Annotated in this window: 17 protein-coding genes; 5 read left to right on the top strand and 12 right to left on the bottom strand. The window is 63.9% G+C overall.

Annotated features, from left to right (window positions below; all coding sequences use genetic code 11):
* Nucleotides 1–61 precede the first annotated feature (61 nt).
* The 4 genes from DFS21_RS17165 to DFS21_RS17150 all read left to right on the top strand — a co-directional run bounded on the left by DFS21_RS17165 (nt 62) and on the right by DFS21_RS17150 (nt 4,997).
* The gene (locus DFS21_RS17165; RefSeq protein WP_111532702.1) at nt 62–1,783 is read left to right on the top strand and encodes a hypothetical protein; all 1,722 of its coding nucleotides are present in this window, start codon (nt 62–64) and stop codon (nt 1,781–1,783) included.
* Between the two features lie 4 nt (nt 1,784–1,787).
* Nucleotides 1,788–2,249: a toxin-activating lysine-acyltransferase gene (locus tag DFS21_RS17160; RefSeq protein WP_110703943.1), complete on the top strand. Its 462-nt coding sequence runs from the start codon at nt 1,788–1,790 to the stop codon at nt 2,247–2,249.
* A gap of 466 nt (nt 2,250–2,715) precedes the next feature.
* Complete coding sequence (locus DFS21_RS17155) at nt 2,716–4,251, top strand: NCS1 family nucleobase:cation symporter-1 (protein WP_111532701.1); 1,536 nt, start codon at nt 2,716–2,718, stop codon at nt 4,249–4,251.
* 17 nt (nt 4,252–4,268) lie between these two features.
* Nucleotides 4,269–4,997, top strand: coding sequence for an aspartate/glutamate racemase family protein (locus DFS21_RS17150; RefSeq protein ID WP_110703939.1), 729 nt, complete (start codon nt 4,269–4,271; stop codon nt 4,995–4,997).
* 95 nt (nt 4,998–5,092) lie between these two features.
* On the opposite strand, the gene DFS21_RS17145 is transcribed toward DFS21_RS17150, so the two are convergent.
* The 8 genes from DFS21_RS17145 to DFS21_RS17110 all read right to left on the bottom strand — a co-directional run bounded on the left by DFS21_RS17145 (nt 5,093) and on the right by DFS21_RS17110 (nt 11,089).
* Nucleotides 5,093–6,295 (bottom strand): D-amino acid dehydrogenase, encoded by a 1,203-nt coding sequence (locus DFS21_RS17145; protein WP_256591408.1) that lies wholly within the window; start codon nt 6,293–6,295, stop codon nt 5,093–5,095.
* Nucleotides 6,296–6,328: 33 nt separating this feature from the next.
* Nucleotides 6,329–6,991, bottom strand: a complete 663-nt coding sequence (locus DFS21_RS17140; protein ID WP_102683575.1) for a histidine phosphatase family protein — start codon at nt 6,989–6,991, stop codon at nt 6,329–6,331.
* Nucleotides 6,992–7,180: 189 nt separating this feature from the next.
* Nucleotides 7,181–7,519: an FKBP-type peptidyl-prolyl cis-trans isomerase gene (locus DFS21_RS17135; protein WP_102683576.1), complete on the bottom strand. Its 339-nt coding sequence runs from the start codon at nt 7,517–7,519 to the stop codon at nt 7,181–7,183.
* A gap of 73 nt (nt 7,520–7,592) precedes the next feature.
* The gene (locus DFS21_RS17130; protein ID WP_110703930.1) at nt 7,593–8,006 is read right to left on the bottom strand and encodes a GFA family protein; all 414 of its coding nucleotides are present in this window, start codon (nt 8,004–8,006) and stop codon (nt 7,593–7,595) included.
* Between the two features lie 106 nt (nt 8,007–8,112).
* A complete protein-coding gene (locus DFS21_RS17125; protein ID WP_111532699.1) occupies nt 8,113–8,673 on the bottom strand; it encodes a DUF1285 domain-containing protein in 561 nt (186 codons plus the stop codon).
* 11 nt (nt 8,674–8,684) lie between these two features.
* On the bottom strand, nt 8,685–9,290 hold the full coding sequence (locus tag DFS21_RS17120) for a DUF4823 domain-containing protein (protein ID WP_023629097.1): 606 nt from the start codon (nt 9,288–9,290) through the stop codon (nt 8,685–8,687).
* A 66-nt stretch (nt 9,291–9,356) separates the two neighbouring features.
* On the bottom strand, nt 9,357–10,325 hold the full coding sequence (locus DFS21_RS17115) for a GTP 3',8-cyclase MoaA (protein ID WP_111532698.1): 969 nt from the start codon (nt 10,323–10,325) through the stop codon (nt 9,357–9,359).
* A 128-nt stretch (nt 10,326–10,453) separates the two neighbouring features.
* Nucleotides 10,454–11,089 (bottom strand): TetR/AcrR family transcriptional regulator, encoded by a 636-nt coding sequence (locus DFS21_RS17110; protein ID WP_023630645.1) that lies wholly within the window; start codon nt 11,087–11,089, stop codon nt 10,454–10,456.
* A gap of 73 nt (nt 11,090–11,162) precedes the next feature.
* Here DFS21_RS17110 and DFS21_RS17105 point away from each other — a divergent pair, with 73 nt between their 5' ends.
* The gene (locus tag DFS21_RS17105) at nt 11,163–12,296 is read left to right on the top strand and encodes an aminotransferase class V-fold PLP-dependent enzyme (protein ID WP_111532697.1); all 1,134 of its coding nucleotides are present in this window, start codon (nt 11,163–11,165) and stop codon (nt 12,294–12,296) included.
* 246 nt (nt 12,297–12,542) lie between these two features.
* On the opposite strand, the gene DFS21_RS17100 is transcribed toward DFS21_RS17105, so the two are convergent.
* The 4 genes from DFS21_RS17100 to mltG are packed head-to-tail and all read right to left on the bottom strand — an operon-like array spanning nt 12,543 to nt 16,143.
* A complete protein-coding gene (locus tag DFS21_RS17100) occupies nt 12,543–13,325 on the bottom strand; it encodes a TatD family hydrolase (protein ID WP_102683581.1) in 783 nt (260 codons plus the stop codon).
* 34 nt (nt 13,326–13,359) lie between these two features.
* Nucleotides 13,360–14,346 (bottom strand): DNA polymerase III subunit delta', encoded by a 987-nt coding sequence (locus tag DFS21_RS17095; RefSeq protein WP_046856528.1) that lies wholly within the window; start codon nt 14,344–14,346, stop codon nt 13,360–13,362.
* On the bottom strand, nt 14,339–14,971 hold the full coding sequence (tmk, locus tag DFS21_RS17090) for a dTMP kinase (protein WP_111532696.1): 633 nt from the start codon (nt 14,969–14,971) through the stop codon (nt 14,339–14,341). Before tmk ends, DFS21_RS17095 begins: the two co-directional genes overlap by 8 nt.
* Nucleotides 14,968–16,143, bottom strand: coding sequence for an endolytic transglycosylase MltG (mltG, locus tag DFS21_RS17085; RefSeq protein WP_110703918.1), 1,176 nt, complete (start codon nt 16,141–16,143; stop codon nt 14,968–14,970). The genes tmk and mltG overlap by 4 nt, the downstream gene beginning before the upstream one ends.
* Nucleotide 16,144: the final 1 nt, after the last annotated feature.

Raw genomic sequence — 16,144 nt, 5'->3', positions numbered from 1 at the left:
ATACGCTGACTGGCCACTTCGGCACCCACCTGCCCACCACTGTCGAAACTACGCTTTCCCGATGAACGCCCCAGACAATAAAGCGGCTCAACTCAATGAGCTGCACGAAGTATTCGTCCCTTTCGACGCCGTACTTATCGAAGGCTGTGAAGTTGTTTATCTCAACGAGTCGCTGTGCCAACAACAGACTTCGGATGACGTACTCGCTTCTTACAGTTACTTGATCAAGCCCAAGGCCGTGCCGCGGTGCGACAGCGCACCGCGCAAGACCTTCATGGCTGAACGCTATGGCGGCGACGGCATTCTTAGTAACGGCGGTGGTGCGCGCTGCGGGTTCGACGGCACCTGGCAACTCAAGGGGCTGGGGGCCAATGCCCTGGTCGGTCATGATGTCGACGCGGGCCATGGGGATGGCAACCTGTCGCTGACCACCGCGCTCTATGAATCGATCTGGGCAGAGATCATCGAGTCGGTGCTGCCTTTCGGGGCGACGCGCACCGTGGCCATCCTCGACACCGGTCTGACCTATGACACGTGGAAAGGGGCGTTGAAACGAGGCCTTCTCGTGCGTCAACCGGTTGTGCGCCCCGCGCATTTCATCAGGTCCGTTTACTTCAGACAGAAGCGCCTGGATGGTTTGGGCGAGGATGCGCTGCGGGTAAAACAGGCCATTCAGCGACTTGTCGAATTCCTCCCCGCGGCACCAGGCTCGACCGCCCAGATGCCCGCACTCGAACAACGCCTGCAAAGTGGCCTTGTTGAACTGGCCGACCGCTACGCCGAGCAATTCGCTGCTGCGCGAGCAAAGCACATCATCCATTTCAATGTCAGCGCATCCAATGTTTCACTTACAGGCGGCTGGCTGGACCTCAGCGGTATTTGCCTTTTCACTGACGACGCTATACACGACCGCTCCAGCATCGACCGTTTCAATACCGAATACCTGCCCGCCGTGCAAAGCCTGCAGAGCCTGTGTTACTACCTGGGCAAATATGCGGTCGTGACAGGCGACGTTTCGCTACGCCTTTGGCAAACGACTGCGGAGCACTTTACCCAACGCTACAACCACTACCTGCACCTGTATCAGATCGCTCAGGCCGGGTTCCCGCTCTGGTTGTTGCGCGCGGTGGAAAATACCCCGGAGTTCACCGCCTTTGCCACGGCACTGCACCGTGCTCTGGAACTTGACCAGTTCACGGTCACCTCCATAGCCGACGCAGTAGGTTGGGACGGATATGAACGCTGGAGTGGAGCGCTCTTTCACGCCCTGCTGGCCAGCCTGGACCAGGACACTGCAGCAGCCGGCCCAGCCTGGCTGGCGAGCAATCCCACGCTGGACGCTCAACTGCACTCAAGTTACGGTCAGCTGTTTGACAAGGTTGCACAGGCGGCTGGCGATCACGGCATCGACCGCCGGCACTTGCACCTCGCCCTGCTGATCAATGCCACGCGGCTGAACCGCAGCCACCGCGTGCTGCATGAGCTGCAAAGCCAGATCGATGCCCTCGACGAGAAACCGGACGGTGACCGAAGAGCGGCCCTGCATGCCTTGCAAGACCACGCGCTGCTGGCGGCTCGCTTCAACCTCGGCCATGAACAGCCGGACGCCCTGCCGTTCTGGTCAACTGCCACGCTGGCCATCAGCTTCAACCCTGAAACCGGCTGCTTCACCTTACCAGGGCGTGCTGCACAAGCGCTGACCCTGGAGGCGCTACTGGCCGAGGCCGATGGCGATGAAGAAATCAGACAAGCATTGAACTTCTACCCTGGCCTCGCGAGGTGAAAAGATGACCAGACATTACAACCTGCAGACCAACTGCCGGGATACCAAGCTCAATGACAAGGCGGCGATGTTGGGCCATGCGGCCATGGTCATGGCCTGCTGCCGACGCTCTTCAAGCTTCCAGATACGCACGTTGTACTACTGGCTCGCACCCGCTATCGAGCACGCACAGATCATCATGCTCTTCGATTCGTCATCTAACCCCCGAGGTTTTCTCATCTGGGCGCACCTGGCGCCCGATACCGAACAACGCTTTGTGCAGGACCCGAATTTCCTGTTGCACCCCAGCGAGTGGAATGAGGGTGGACGGGCCTGGGTGATCGATTTCTGCTTCCCTGGCGGCGCTGTCAAGGAAGCGCTTGCCATGTTCCGGAAGCATTTGCGCGAAGCCGGCGTCAGCCAGATTTCCTGGGCACGCAGACGCGCTGACTATTCGATCCGGCGCGTTGGAAGCTGCAGGACATGAATGTCCTGGCCGTAAAAAGGATCCACCCGCATAAAGAGTTGTACACACAAACGTCACCATTGGTGCCATTTTTGTGTGCACTTTCACAAGGTAACGCCCCAATAAGTTACACATCAATCGTTATAAAATTTGACCAAATGATCAACTAATTCAACATCATAAATTTTAAACCTGTTCATTTGGTCAGTTTATAATCGACTACTTTCATTAACTTACCTACCAACTAGATCGATTCGAAATAAAAGCTACACCGCACTCCGATTCCCTCTGGCATGGAACTGGCTTTTGTGTGTCTGTGTTTTGTATACAAATTCAACAAAACATAAATACACAATAACCCGCAGCGCCGCCCCATCGGCGGCCGTTGCGCCCAGAACCCAGTGATGCCAACGCCTGCACCGACGAGATGGCGAGCCCGTGCGCCAGCGCCCGCTCATCGCAGTCACGCGCATCAGGAGCCGCCGGAATGAGTAGCAGCCTCCCCCTTGCCCCTGAACTTTCCGTTGCCAGCACCCATCCCTCGACCACCAGCCTCGAAGGCCACCCGGCCGACCTCGAACTGAGCCCACGCCTGCACAACCGCGACCTCGCCCCGACCAAACTCGAAGGCCGCCGCTGGGGCGGCTACAGCATCTTCGCGCTGTGGACCAACGATGTGCACAATATCGCCAACTACTCGTTCGCCATGGGGCTGTTCGCCCTGGGCCTGGGCGGCTGGCAGATCCTCCTGTCACTGGCGATCGGCGCGGCGCTGGTGTACTTCTTCATGAACCTGTCCGGCTACATGGGGCAGAAGACCGGCGTGCCGTTCCCGGTAATCAGCCGTATCGCCTTCGGTATTCACGGCGCGCAGATCCCGGCACTGATCCGCGCGGTGATCGCCATCGCCTGGTTCGGCATCCAGACCTACCTGGCCTCGGTGGTACTGCGCGTGCTGCTGACCGCGGTGTGGCCGCAGGTGGCGGCCTTCGATCACGACAGCATCCTCGGCCTGTCGAGCCTGGGCTGGGTGTGCTTCGTGGCGATCTGGCTGGTGCAGCTGGTAATCCTCGCCTACGGCATGGAAATGGTGCGCCGCTACGAGGCGTTCGCCGGGCCGGTAATCCTGCTCACCGTGGCCAGCCTTGCCGTGTTCATGTACTTCAAGGCCGATGCGCGCATCGCCTGGTCGGTGGCCGAGCCCCTGAGCGGCTACGAGATGTGGCGCAACATCTTCGCCGGCGGCGCGCTGTGGCTGGCGATCTACGGCACCCTGGTGCTCAACTTCTGCGACTTCGCCCGCAGCTCGCCATGCCGCAAGACCATCCGTGTCGGCAACTTCTGGGGCCTGCCGGTGAACATCCTGGTGTTCGCGGCGATCACCGTGGTGCTGTGCGGCGCGCAGTTCCAGATCAACGGCCAGATCATCGACAGCCCGACGCAGATCGTCGCCAGCATCCCCAACACCGCGTTCCTGGTGCTCGGTTGCCTGGCCTTCCTGATCGTCACCGTGGCGGTGAACATCATGGCCAACTTCGTCGCCCCGGCCTTCGTGCTCAGCAACCTGGCGCCGCGGCATCTGAACTTCCGCCGCGCCGGGCTGATCAGCGCCACCCTGGCGCTGCTGATCCTGCCGTGGAACCTGTACAACAGCCCGCTGGTGATCGTGTACTTCCTCTCCGGCCTCGGCGCCCTGCTCGGCCCGCTGTACGGGGTGATCATGGCCGACTACTGGCTGCTGCGCAGGGGCCGCATCAATGTGCCCGAGCTGTACAGCGAGAACCCCGCCGGCGCCTACCACTACACCAAGGGCATCAACCTGCGCGCCGTGGCGGCATTCATCCCCGCCGCGCTGCTGGCCATCGTCCTGGCCCTGGTACCCAACTTCCAAAGCGTCGCGCCGTTCTCGTGGCTGATCGGTGCCGGCATCGCCGCCGCCGTGTACCTGCTGATCGCGCCGCGCCACGTCCAGTACCACGACGTCAGCGGCGAATGCATCGCCGTCGACCACAGCAGCCACTGAATTCAGGGAGATCCGTCATGCGTATTCTGATCGCCAACGTCAACACCACCGCCGCCATCACCGAAGCCATTGCCGAACAGGCGCGCAGCGTGGCCGCGCCCGGCACCGAGATCGTCGGCCTGACCCCGTGGTTCGGCGCCGAGTCGGTGGAGGGCAATTTCGAAAGCTACCTGGCCGCCATCGCGGTGATGGACCGGGTGCTGGCCTACGACCAGCCGTTTGACGCCGTGATCCAGGCCGGCTACGGCGAGCATGGCCGCGAAGGCCTGCAGGAACTGCTGGAGGTGCCGGTGGTGGACATCACCGATGCCGCCGCCAGCACCGCCATGTACCTGGGCCACGCCTACTCGGTAGTGACCACGCTGGACCGCACCGTGCCGCTGATCGAGGACCGCCTGAAACTGTCCGGGCTATACGAGCGCTGCGCCTCGGTGCGCGCCAGCGGCCTGGCGGTGCTCGAGCTGGAAGCCGATCCACGGCGTGCGGTGGAAGCCATCGTCGAGCAGGCCGAGCGTGCCGTGCGCGAGGACAAGGCCGAAGTGATCTGCCTGGGTTGCGGCGGCATGGCTGGGCTCGACGAGCAGATTCGCCAGCGCACCGGGGTGCCGGTGGTGGACGGCGTGAGCGCGGCGGTGACCATCGCTGAATCGCTGGTGCGGATGGGGCTGAGCACCTCCAAGGTGCGTACCTATGCCACGCCGAGGGCGAAGAAGGTGGTGGGCTGGCCGATGCGCTTCGGGCGCTGATCTGCCAGAAGCAAGCCCACTCCCCCAGCGCCAAAAGCAATCCGTGGGAGCGGCGATGCGGCGACCCGACTTGCCCCGCGATGAGGCCAACAAGGTCAGCGCAACAGCCTCGCCAGCCGCTCGCCACTGCCACACGCCAAGGTAAACCCCAACGCGCCATGCCCCAAGTTCAGCCAAAGGTTGCGATACCGCGTGGCCTCGATGATCGGCACCCCGGTCGGCGTCGCCGGCCGCATACCCGCCCACTCCACCGCTTGCCCGTAATCAGCGGCCTGCGGCAGGGTCTCGCGCGCCAACCGGCGCATGCTCGCCAGCCTGCCGGCATCCACCGCCTCGTCATAACCGACGATGTCCACCATCGCCGCCACCCGCAGTTGATCCTCCAACCGGGCATAGACAATCTTGCGTTCGTAGTCGGTGATGCTCACCTCGGGCGCCCGGTGCGTGGCAACGACCGGCGCGGTCAGGCTGTAGCCCTTCAATGGGTATACCGGCAGCTGCAAGCCGGGCAAGGCCAGGCCGGCGCTACGGTGCCCGGCGCTGAGCACCAGGCGCTGCACCTCCAGCTGTTCACCACCCAGCTCCAGCGCGGCCACACGATCATCGCGCGCTATCAACCGGGTCACCGGCCGCCCCAGCAGCAACCGGCACTGCCCTGAGGCCTGCAGGTGTTCGGCCAGGCGCAGGCAGAAGCGGTGACAGTCAGCGACCTCTTCATCCGCAGTGAACACGCCGCCCACGAAAGGGGCTTCGGCAAGCGCCGGGTCGAGCCCGCGCAGATCGGCGGCATTCAGGACCCGTTGCGTGTCGGGGTCCAGCAGGTGTTGGCGAGCGTGCTCGAATGCGCGCTGGGTTCGGAACGCGACCAGCTTGCCATTGCGTCGCCAGGCGAAGCCATCGAGGCCGTCCTCTTCACGCCAGCGGGCGAGTACGGCCTGGCTTTGCAAGGCCAGATCCAGCAACTGGGCGGCATTGCGCCGATTGACCCGGGTACGGCAGGCCATGACGAAGGCCGCCAGCCAGCGCCACTGCGCGGTGTCCAAACGTAGCCGCAGACGTAGCGGCGAATCGCCGCGCAACAGCCAGCCCAGCGCTTGCCATGGCACCCCGGCATCGGCCAGCGGCGCCACGTAGCGATATGACAACTGCCCACCATTGGCGAAGCTGGTCGCGCTGGCCAAACTATCGCGAGCTTCGACCAGATCGACCTGCCAGCCTTCGCGCACCAGTGCATAGGCCGTGGCCAGCCCGACCACGCCGCCACCGATCACCGTTACCCGCTCCATCGGCACATCCATGCCCGGCCCAGAAAGCCAGACAGTAACAGCAGCTCAGGTCGGGCAGCCAGACTCGCCGTTATCCAGGCCCTGGCGCACGTTACGGCTGAGCAGGGTCGCCTTGCCATCGCGCCAGGTCAGCGTGAGCACGTACAGGGAGTCAAAATCGTCGCGGTGCCAGTCCTCGGTGAGCACCCGGTCTTCACCCAGGGCCTTGCCGGCCACGGTGTTGATCAGCTCCGGCAGATACCCCCGTGACCAGGCCGTGTAGACCGTCGCATTGCGGTACTTGTCACTGAGCAGTTCATCGGCCAGCGCGGCTGTGTCGTTGGCGCCGTAGTCGATATTGACCGGCAAACCGAGGCGGATGGCGGCGGGGCTGATGGTCATCAGCGGGCGGATATAACTGTAGCGCTCATCCTGGCTGCCCTCCTCGACACCTCGTGAAGGGTTGGCGGCGAAGACGTAGTCGGCATCACCGAAACGCTCGGGCAACAGGGTCGCCAGGTCCAGGGCCCGGTTCAAGCCCTGGCAGTTCAACTGCCCGAGACCCTCGCCGGGTTTCTCGGCGTGACGCAGGAACACCAGGGTCTGGGTCCCGTCGACCGGTTGCGCCCGGCTTTCGACCACATCCAGGGCCAGCGGCACGGCGGCGGCGACGAGCGTCAGGCTCAACAGCAGGTGGCGGCGACGGCGAAGGAAGGCTGGCAGCTTCATACAGGGCGGGCTCTATGTGGCACTGGATATCGGGTTGCCCCGCCACATGTCCCTGTCGTGATCGCCATCCTTGGCAGCGAGTGAGGCTCAGAGTGCCTGCGGCCCGTTTGGTTCCTCCATGACTGCACATACCTTCCTTGGACAATCAGCACCTTAGCGCATCGGTGTTGCTGAAGTATTACAGGCGGTTCAGTCGTCGCGGGTCAGCACTTCCAGCAATTCGATCTCGAACGTAAGGTCCGAATTCGGCGGAATCGCACCGACCGAGCGTTCACCATAGCCCAGGTGCGCCGGTACCTGCAGCTTGCGCTTGCCACCCACGCGCATGCCCATCAGGCCCTGGTCCCAGCCCTTGATCACCCGGCCGGTACCGATGACGCACTGAAACGGTTTGCCGCGTGCCCAGGAAGAATCGAATTCACGGCCGTCAGCCAGGGTGCCACGGTACTGGGTGGTGATCAGCGCACCCTTGACCACGGCCTTGCCGTCGCCTTCCTGTAGATCGATTACGTGCAGCTCACTGCTCATGGCAGGTTCCTCGAAGCGGTTTTTCGTGGCGCCGTTTTCTCAGGAATGCGCAGGTTTGGCAAGGCGGGCGGTGTCAGGTGGGGGCGAACTGGTCAAAGACCTGTTGACCGGTGAGGTGCCGGGTCTCGTTCTTGAAGCAATACCAGGCGGGCTGTTCGTCGACGAATATCTGCTCGGTGAAGCTCCAGTCTTGCTCGCCATCCAGCAGGCCGACCGGTACGACGTACAGGTCGCTCTCTTTCAGGCGGTAGAACAGGTGCGTGCCGCACTGGCCGCAGAAGCCGCGCTGGGCCCAGGGAGAGGAGTCATAGGCGATGGGGGCCGGGCCTTCGATGGTCGGGGGCTTGGCGCATTGCACTGCCAGCAGCGGGCCGCCGGTCCATTTGCGGCACATGCTGCAATGGCAAGCGCTGACATGGTTATTCTCGAGCGTGACACTCAGTCGGGTTTTGCCGCACAGGCAACTGCCTTGCTTTTCCAGTGACATGGCCCGGGCTCCTTGCTGTTGTTCTTGGGGACTTGGAGTATAGGGTCCGGCCAGTCAAGAGCAAGAACGCGTGTCGATGGGGCTGGGCGGCCCCGACAAGCCATCGTCAGGCAGCACGCCCAATCGGATAGAACGTGCCCCGGCTCCAAACCCCAAGCCATTCCTCCCCGTCGATCTCGCGCGGCACCGCCAGTTCCACCAGCTGGTAGAACACGTTGCGATGGACCAGCGCCTCGAGATTGCCGCGCATCAGTACATAGGGCGAAGGCTCTTGGGTGACCGGATCGAGCTCGACCCGCAGCGGATGGTCCGGCCCGGCCTCGACCTGGTCCTCGACGTTGCTGGTGAAGCGCAATACCTGCTGCTCGCCACTGCCCTGCACGTCGAGCAGCACAGCCACGAACGGCGCGTCATCCACCGTGATACCGACCTTCTCCACCGGCGTGACCAGGAAGTAGTCGTCGCCATCGCGGCGAATGATGGTGGAGAACAGCCGCACCATGGGCTTGCGGCCAATCGGCGTGCCCAGGTAGTACCAGGTGCCGTCACGCGCGATGCGCATGTCGATGTCGCCGCAGAAATCCGGGTTCCACAGGTGCACCGGGGGCAGCCCTTTGTGCGCGGGGATCTGCGCCAGCAGATCGCTGGCCTTGCCGGAATCGCTCATGACTCGCTCGCTCAGTTGCTCATGCCCAGGAGGCTACGAGCGTACTCGCGCATTGGCGCGGCAAGCAAATCCTGTGGCGTGTTGTCGTGGAACGTCAACAAACCGCCGCGGCTCTTGATCCGCGCCGTATCGATCAGATAACGGGTGCTGGTCTCGATCAACATCATCTGTACCACGCCACGGTCCCAGCCCAGGCGGTCGACGGCCTGCTCGTCATACCATTCGTCACCGTTGCCTATACGGTCGTCGGTGCGGGCGAAACGGGTGTACAGCACGTAATCGGCGCCGACCGAACGGGCCTCGGCGATTGCGTCCTCCAGCCCCAGCGGGCCTTGGGCACGGCGCACCAGCGGGAAGTATTCGACGAAACTCTTGAAGGCCTCCTCGGCCACTGCGTTCTGCCGTGGCACCGGCCCCTTGCCCGGTGGCACGAAGGCGCCCTGGCCGATGAAGATGAACGAGTCCGGCTGCAGGCGGATCGACAGGGTACGGGTGGTATCGCTGTGATCCAGCAGGCCCGCATCACTCATGTGGTAACGGACGCCCTCGCCCATATCGCTGACATTCATGCAGCCGCCCAACGCCATCAGCGCCAGCAGCAAGACCAGGCTACGCATCTTTCCTCCAGAAACCGGTGACGAAAAACCGGCGAATAGCCGCAGGATGCAGCTTTTGCGCCAGAGTCAGCCGCCGATCACCTTCATCACCATCACATCGCCGGAAAATGCCACATCCTGCTTGTCCGCCAGGGCCTTCACCAGTAGCCGCTGCAATGCCGGAAGCGCTTGATGACGGGGCTTGTCGAGCAGGTCCCCGACAAAATGACGGTTACTCGACGACAGGCAACCATGCAGCCAACCGGTGGACGACAGGCGCAGGCGCGAACAACTGCGGCAGAATGGCACGCTCTCGTTGGCGATCACCCCGAAATGACCTTTGCCGGGAATGCGATAGCGCAAGGCCGTGGCATCCAACGGGCGTGGCGCCTGTTCATAGGCATGGGACTGCCCGATCAGCGCCAACAGTTGCTCCAGGCCTACGAACTGCTGCAGGAAGGCGTTGCCATCACGCGCCAGGTGGCCCATGCGCATCAGCTCGATGAAACGCAGCTCGTAGCCGCGCTCAAGGCAATAGTCGAGCAGCGGCAGCACCTGGTCGAGGTTCTGCCCGCGCATGGGCACCATGTTGACCTTGATCGCCATCCCCGCGTCACTGGCCTGGGCCATGCCCGTCAGCACGCTGGCCAGGTCGCCGCCGCGGGCGATGCGGCGAAAGGCCGTGCCATCGAGGGTGTCGAGCGAGACGTTGAGCCGGCGGATACCTGCGTCGCGCAGCAGCGGGAGCTTGCGGGCGAGCAACTGGCCGTTGGTGGTCAGGCTGATGTCCTCGAGCCCCAGCCCGGCCACCGCGCCGAGGAAGGCCTCAAGTCGTGGGCTCACCAGCGGCTCGCCACCGGTGATGCGCAGCCGCTCCACCCCGGCCGCCTCGACCAGGTACGCCACGCCGCGGGCCAGGGCATCCGCCGTGAGCTCGTCCTGCGCCGCCACCAGGCGCTTGCCGTCAGGCACGCAGTAGGTGCAGGCATAGTTGCAGGCAGCAGTCAGGCTGACGCGCAGGTTGCGAAAGCGCCTGCCTTGACGATCGACGATCATGGATGACTCCGGCATGGATGAATCGGGCCGGCAAAACCTGACTCAAAAATCAGGTTTTTGCAAGCCTTCCTGTCGAAGCCTTGAAGCGAGGATGCCTGGCGAAGGTCGACAGGCATCTTGCGAGGGCTTTAGTTCGCGCCTTCCGGATCGCGCTTGCGCTTGTTGCCCATGCGCACGCCGATGTCCATGAGGAACTGGAAGAAGCCTTCCTGATCCTCGAGCACATTGCTCCAGAACGGCGAGTGATACAGCGCCACGGCGCCATGGACCAAGGCCCAGGCCGCGCAATAATGGAAGTAAGGCGGTACGTCCTCGAGCTTGCCCTCGCTGATGCGCCCCTTGATCAATTGCGTGAGGCGGTCGAAGTTGGAAGCACGGATGCTGTGCAACTGCTCGACCATTTCCGGCACCTGGTTGCCCTTGACCACCTTTTCTTCCAGGCGGTCGAACAGCCGGTAACGCTGCGGGTCACGCATGCGGAACTCGAAGTAGGCGCGCGACAGGGCTTCCTTGTCGCGGTCGACGTCAGCCGAGTGCAGCAGCGCGTTCAGGTCGCGCTCGTAGTCGAGCATCAGGCGCAGGTAGATCTCCGCCTTGGACTTGAAGTGCTTGTAGATCGTGCCTTTGCCGATACCCACGGCGTCGGCGATCATCTCGACGGTGACGCTGTCTTCACCTTGTTCGAGAAACAGCTTGAGCGCCGTGTCGAGGATCTCTTGTTCGCGACGGCGAAACTCACGGACCTTGCGAGGTTCTTTCTGCATAAGAAGGACTGGGATGACAATCGAAGCGGATTATTATGCCTAACTGGCGGCAAAATGCACGGATCTTCCAACCATGTCTGTGTTTCTTGATGAGTTCGAGCAGGCCCCGGGCCTGTGTTACCTGAACCACGCGGCAATAGGCCCCTGGCCACGCCGGGCCGCCGAGGCCGTGGCAAGCTTCGCCCGTGACAATGTACGCCTGGGTGCCAGCGCTTATCCGGCCTGGCTGGCCACTGAGCGACGCCTGCGCGAACGCCTGGCACGCCTGCTCAATGCCCCCACCAGCGGTGATATCGCCCTGGTGGGCAATACCTCGCAGGCGCTGTCGCTGGTGGCCTTTGGCCTGGACTGGCAGCCCGGCGACCAGGTCGTCATCAGCGACGAGGAGTTCCCCTCCAACCGCGTGGTCTGGCAAGCGCTGGCCAACCATGGCGTCGAGGTGGTCGAGGCGAACCTGGCCGGCGCCGATCCGGAAGCGGCGCTGCTCGCCGCCTGCGGCCCACGGGCGCGACTGCTCTCGGTCAGCGCCGTGCAGTTCGCCAGCGGCTTGCGCCTGGACCTGGCGCGCCTCGGCGTCGCCTGCCGTCAGCGCGGCGTGCTGTTGTGCATCGACGCGATCCAGCAGGTGGGCGCCCTGCCCTTCGATGTACAGCGTTATCAGTGCGACTTCGCCATGGCCGACGGTCACAAGTGGATGCTCGGCCCAGAGGGGCTGGGCGTGTTCTATTGCCGTAGCGAACTGCGCAGGCAGTTGAAACTGCACGCCTACGGCTGGCACATGCTGGAACACCTCGGCGACTTCGAGCGCCGCGAGTGGCAACCGGCACGCAGCGCGCGGCGCTTCGAATGCGGCAGCCCGAACATGCTCGGCGCCTGCGCACTGGAAGCCAGCCTGTCACTGCTGGAAGACGTGGGCATGGCGCTGGTCGCCGAACAGTTGGAACTGCGGGTCGAGCAACTGCATCAAGGTTTACTGGCGATCCCCGGCGTGCAGGTGCACAGCCCTGCTGACCCTTCACGCCGGGCAGGGATAGTCAACTTCAGCATTGACGGCCAGGCCAACGTCGACATTTATCGAGCCCTGAGCAATAACGGGGTAATTTGCGCCCTGCGAGGCCCTGGCGTGCGATTTTCCCCACATTTCTATACTGGCCAGCGCCTGATCGACGAAGTACTGTGCCAGATCCGCCAATTGGCAATGCATTGATCGCGCAAGGCGCTGCCTACGTATTCCAAATCTGTTTAAAAAACGATCAGCAGCCGCTGGCAGCACGCCAATCCTGGCCAATACTTGAAGTGTTGGCGCGGCACATCCCCCCCAAGTGGCGCGCCGATAAAGGTGCCCAGGGACCGTGTACCTTTGTTTTACTCCTAATGGTCTTAACCCGGATTCCCCCCCCAGAACCCGGGTTTTTTTTGTCCGGGCCTCAAGCTTGGGGGCTGCGCAGAGGCCTCAGGCCACCCGCGCCAGCGGGAACAAGCGCTTGAAATTCCCCGTGGTCTGCGCGGCCAATTGCTCGTAGCTCACACCGCGCAACGACGCCACGTACTCGGCCACTTCCCGCACATACTGCGGCAGGTTCGGTTTGCCGCGGTGCGGGATGGGCGCCAGGTACGGCGAGTCGGTTTCCACCAGCAGGCGGTCCACCGGCACCTGCCGGGCCACCTCGCGCAGGGCATCGGCATTGCGGAAGGTGACGATGCCGGACAACGAGATGTAATAGCCCAGGTCCAGCGCGGCCTTGGCCATCGGCCAGTCCTCGGTGAAGCAGTGCAGCACGCCGGCCTGGGGCAGGCTGGCCTCGCGCAGCAGCGCCAGGGTGTCCTCACGCGCCGCACGGGTGTGCACGATGACCGGCTTGCCGGTCTGCCGGGAGGCTTCCAGGTGCAGGCGGAACGAAGCCTGCTGCAATTCGGCGGCTTCCGGCTCGTAGTGGTAATCCAGGCCCGTTTCGCCAATGGCCACCACGTGCGGGTGGGCCAGTTCACGCAACAGCCACTCCAGGGCCGGCGTCTCACCGGGCGCCAGGTCGAGCGGGTGCACGCCCACCGAGCAATCGACATCGGCGTAACGCTCGCTCAACGCCTTGACCGCACCGGCATTCTCGGCACTGACGCCAATGCACAGGAAATGCCCCACCCCACGCTCGCGGGCCGCCTGCAGGGCGGCGTCGAGGGAACCCTGGTGGGCACTGAGATCGAGACGGTCGAGGTGGCAATGGGAATCTACGAGCATAGGAACACGACACACATTAGGGGAGCGGTGGAAATCAACGCATGCCCGGCAGCTGCACCCAGTGGGCGAGCAACGCTTCGAGCAGCAGTACACGATTGAGGTTGGCCTTGCCCAGCACCTTCTGGCGCTGCTCGAGAATCCACGCCTGGACCTCCAGCACCTTGGCCTGGCGGCTCTTCTGCGCCAGGTACTGCAACACCTTGCGCATGTCGGGCAAGCCTAAACCCTCTTCGTCCTGGGTCAACTGATAACGCAGGATCAGGTGCGACCAGTCGCAGAACCAGTCGAACAGCAGCAACAGGGGCACCGTGTTCCAGGCTTCGGCCAGCTGGGTAGGCGACTGCTGCTGCTTGAGCAGCTTCTTCACCCCTTCGGTAACCAGCGCCCGCTGCTCACGCACGCCCTGGGCCTGCAGGCTGACCGCCATCAGCGGCGAACCCGCGGCCAAGGTCAGCAGCTCTTCGCGCTCCTGTTCGTCGCTGCCTTCGAGCGCGCCGGCCAGCCAGGCACGGCTCTGTTCCAGGCTTGGCTGCGGGCAGGCGACCTGCTGGCAGCGACTCTTGATGGTTGGCAGCAGGCGGCTGGGCTGATGGCTGACCAGCAACAGCACGGTGTCGCCGGAGGGCTCCTCCAGGCTTTTGAGCAAGGCGTTGGAGGCATTGATGTTCATTGCCTCCACCGGCTCGATCAGCACCACCTTGCGCCCGCCCTGCTGGGCCGTCTGCACCACGAACGACACCAGTTCACGCACCTGGTCGATCTTGATCGGCTTGTCGGCCTCCTCCGGCTCCAGCACGAAGTTGTCCGGGTGGCTGCCGGCCTTGAGCAACAGGCACGACTTGCACTGGCCGCAGGCATCCAGGCCCTGTGGCTGCTGGCACAACAGCCGCGCCATCAGGCGTTCGGCCAGGGCCCGCTTGCCGATGCCCTGGGGGCCGTGCAGCAGGTAGGCGTGGGCGTGTTGGGCACGCCCGGCCAGTTGCTGCCAGAGCGCCTGCTGCCAGGGGTAGGCCTCAGCCACGGCAACGCTCCAGGATGCCCGGCACCAGGGCGTCGATGGCCTGCTGCACCGCGCTCAAGGGCTGCGCGGCGTCCAGCAGGCGATAGCGCTGTGGCTGCTGGCCTGCGCGCTGCAGGTAGGCCTGGCGCACCGCCTTGAAGAAGGCCTGGCCCTCCTGCTCGAAGCGATCCAGCCGGCCACGGGCCGCAGCGCGGGCCAGGCCGACCTCCACAGGCAGGTCGAAGACCAGGGTGAGGTCCGGGCGCAGCTCGCCCTGTACAAAGCTCTCCAGGATGGCGATACGCTCTACCGAAAGACCGCGGCCGCCGCCCTGGTAGGCGTAGGTGGCGTCGGTGAACCGATCGCACAGCACCACGGCACCACGGGCCAGCGCCGGGCAGATCACTTCGGCCAGGTGCTGGGCGCGAGCGGCGAACATCAGCAGCAGCTCGGTGTCGACCGCCATGCGCTCCTCGCTCGGCGCCAGCAGCAGTTCACGGATGCGCTCGGCCAGCGGTGTACCACCGGGCTCGCGGGTCATGACCACATCGACGCCCTGCTCGCGCAGGCGCGCCGCCAGATACTCACGATTGGTGCTCTTGCCCGCGCCTTCGGGGCCTTCCAGGGTGATAAACAAGCCGCTCACGAGCGTTCCTTAGGGTCTACTGGCACCGACGTATCAGCCGGCGCGGATTCATCAGTGGGGGCCGGCGCGTCGCTTTCAGGTGCGGGCGCAGGGGCCGCGTCAGGCGTCGTCTGCGGTTCGGGCGTCGTCGGTTCGGCCTGCGGCGCAGGGCTCGAACGATAATCCGCCCGCCGCTTGATCTGGAACTCGCGCACCGCGCTGTTGTGATCGTCCAGGTCATCGGAGAACACATGGCTGCCGTCGCCACGGGCGACGAAGTACAAGCTCGAGCCATCGCTTGGGTTCAGCGCGGCGTGGATTGCCTCGCGCCCGACCATGGCGATCGGCGTCGGCGGCAGGCCGGTCATGGTGTAGGTGTTGTAGGGCGTCGGTTCACGCAGGTCAGCGCGGGTGATCTTGCCGTTGTAGCGCTCGCCCATGCCGTAGATCACGGTGGGGTCGGTCTGCAACATCATGCCCAGGCGCATGCGCCGCACGAACACCCCGGCGATCTGCCCGCGCTCCTGGGGAATGCCGGTCTCCTTCTCCACCAGCGAGGCCATGATCAGCGCCTGATACGGGTCGCGATACGGCAGGTCGGTGCTGCGCTCGGCCCATTCCTTGGCCAGCACTTCGTCCAGGCGCATGTAGGCCTGCTGCAACAACTCGACATCGCTCATGCCGCGCACGAAGCGATAGGTGTCAGGGAAGAAACGGCCCTCGGGGAACACGCCGGTATGACCAAGCTTGTCCATCACCTCGGTATCGGACAGGCCTTCGAGGGTGTGCTTGAGCTTTTCATGTTTCGCCACCGCGGCGCGCACCTGGCGGAAGGTCCAGCCCTCGACCAGGGTGAGGTTGTACTGCACCACATCGCCACGCTTCCAGGCATCGAACAACTGCCCCACGGTCATGCCCGGGGTCAGGCGGTATTCACCGGTGTGCAACGCCGTGCCGGCCATGTTGAAGCGCCAGTACAGGCGCAGCCACAACGGATCGTCGAGCAGGCCTTCGCCCTGCATCCGGTAGAACATACGGTTTGGCGTCGTGCCATTGGGCACATCGAGCATGCGCTCCTGTGCCACTTGCAGCGGCTGCTCCAGGACCGAGTTGACCTTCCAGGCAGCCCAGCCAAGTGCCAGGCCGGCGAGGATCAAGCTCATTTCCAGCAGCAGCAGGAATTTGCGTCTCACG

This window comes from Pseudomonas sp. 2848 (assembly GCF_003253945.1).
GTDB lineage: Bacteria > Pseudomonadota > Gammaproteobacteria > Pseudomonadales > Pseudomonadaceae > Aquipseudomonas.
The sequence above is the reverse complement of the archived record's forward strand: the minus strand, read 5'-3'. Positions and strand labels throughout refer to the sequence as shown.